This window comes from Sphingobium chlorophenolicum (assembly GCF_000722875.1).
In the GTDB taxonomy this organism is placed as follows: Bacteria; Pseudomonadota; Alphaproteobacteria; order Sphingomonadales; family Sphingomonadaceae; genus Sphingobium; species Sphingobium chlorophenolicum.
Map to the genome: position 1 here is coordinate 1 of NZ_JFHR01000020.1, position 1,322 is coordinate 1,322.

Below are 1,322 nucleotides of genomic sequence, written 5' to 3' on the forward strand. Positions count from 1 at the left end.
GTCACTTGCCCTTCTTGACGTCCTTGACCCGCGCCGAGGCGAAGCGGCTGGCGAAATCGTCCAGGTCCAGCGTGAATTCATCGGCGGCGATGAATTCGGCATCCGACGCCTTGGGCTTTTCCGCCGCCTTGTAGAAGACCGCATAGGTCGGCAGCTTGCTCGCCGTGCTCTTGAAGAAGGTGGAGATGGTCTGCACCTGGATATGGGGCTTGGGGCTCGACAGGTCGAACTTCATCAGCCGCATCCAGCCGTCGCCCACCGTCTCCTGCTCGTTCGAACGGCCGGGCGCCGCATTGACGAAGGATTGCCGCCGTCCCTGATAGTCCGACATGATCTGATAGACCTTGTGACCATATTGGTTCAGGTCCACGCGCCGCGACTGGCCATATTGATGCGCGCTCAGCATCAGGAAGATCTGGTCGTTCTTCGACAGGAACTTCTCCCACACCGCCTCAGGATTATTGTGCGAGGGGTCGACCGCGTGGAAATCCACCGCGGAGATCGGACGCCGTTCCCCGGCCGGGTTCAGGTGATCATGCGTGCTGATGATCGTGGGCACGCCGGGATAGCGCTTGATCACGCTTTCGGCCCATTGCAGCACGTCGTCGGCCGGGGCCATCTCCAGCCCGATATGCAGGAAGCGATAGCCGCCCGCCTCGAAGATCTGCGCGCTGTCCACGCCCTCCTTGTAGCTGGCGACATACCAGCGCTTGTCCTTGAAGAAGGGGGTCTGCGCGCCGAACACCGACGCCCAGTTCTTCAGCCCGCCATAAGCGAGCATGCCGAAGGGAAATTCCGGCTTCTGCCCCGGCACGTACCGGGAATCGGCCCAGTTCGCGTCATAATCATGATTGCCCGGCACCACCGAGAAGGGCAGTTTCCCGGCGATCAGCTCATAGCCCTGGCGCGCCGTGGGCATTTCGATCGTCTTCACCCGCTCGTCCGGATGGATTTGCGGCAGGCTGGTCAGGAAGCTTTCGATATGCTTGTAGCCCTTGGCGGCATATTCGGCCGGCATCCGTTCGCTGGGATGCTGCCACACGTCGCCCAGCGCCGTGGCGAAGGCGATGTCGCCGCCCGCCGACTGCGCATTGGCCGCGATATAGCGCATCTGGTCGAAGAAAAGCTCGCGGGCGTCAAAGGGAAAGCCCGCATCGGTCTGATGCCGGAAATCGGTGTAATATTGGGTGTCGGGTATCACCGCGACAGTGAACTGCCCCTCCCCGGCATGCGCACAATATTGCGACGCGCCCACAAAGGCTGACAGCAAGAGCAGGACTTTCTTCATCGACATTGCTTCCATCTCCCTGAAGCGCGCCGTG

1 protein-coding gene is annotated in these 1,322 nt (G+C 61.5%); it reads right to left on the bottom strand.

Features of this window, described 5'->3' with window-relative positions:
* Position 1: 1 nt before the first annotated feature.
* A partial coding sequence (locus BV95_RS10415; protein ID WP_051749702.1) for a metallophosphoesterase family protein occupies positions 2 to 1,322 on the bottom strand: 1,321 nt, incomplete at its 5' end.